The following is a 606-nucleotide window of genomic DNA, read 5'->3' as shown; positions in this document are numbered from 1 at the left end:
TGCGGATCGGGCTGAGCTGGTGGCGGGCCTGCGTGCCCTGGCCGAGGGTACGGAGACGTCTGGTGCCGCAGCTGGCGGCAGGCTGGCGATGTTGTTCGCCGGTCAGGGGAGCCAGCGGGTGGGGATGGGCCGTGAGCTGGCCGCCGCCTTCCCGGTGTTCGCGGACGCGCTGGAGGAGATCTGCGCGTTGCTGCCGGGGTCGGTGCGTGAGGTGATGTTCTCCGGTCCGGAGGAGGTGCTGGCCGAGACGGGGGTGACCCAACCGGCCCTGTTCGCCTTCGAGGTCGCTCTCTACCGGCTGCTCACCTCGCTGGGTGTCACTCCGGATGTTCTGGTGGGTCACTCGGTCGGGGAGATCGCCGCCGCCCACGTGGCCGGGGTGCTCTCGTTGCCCGACGCCTGCACGCTGGTCTCCGCCCGCGCCCGGTTGATGCAGGGGCTTCCGGAGGGTGGGGCGATGCTGGCCATCGCCGCCCCCGAGGCGGACGTGCTCCCGCTGCTGGAGGGCCGCCAGGACGTGAGCGTCGCCGCCGTCAACGGCCCGCAGGCCGTGGTGATCTCCGGTAGCGAGGTCGCGGTGGAGGAGATCGCGGGCCTGGTGAGCGC

Annotated in this window: 1 protein-coding gene; it reads left to right on the top strand. The window is 72.4% G+C overall.

Annotated elements, in window-relative coordinates; all coding sequences use genetic code 11:
- Positions 1-606 (top strand): acyltransferase domain-containing protein (locus tag ACSC1Q_RS43045; RefSeq protein ID WP_436764521.1); only part of this gene is annotated, 606 nt, incomplete at both ends.

The organism is Streptosporangium heterodermiicola (genome assembly GCF_051390675.1).
Taxonomy (GTDB): Bacteria; Actinomycetota; Actinomycetes; order Streptosporangiales; family Streptosporangiaceae; genus Streptosporangium.
Note: the sequence above shows the minus strand (reverse complement) of the source record. Positions and strands in the feature narration are given on the sequence as shown.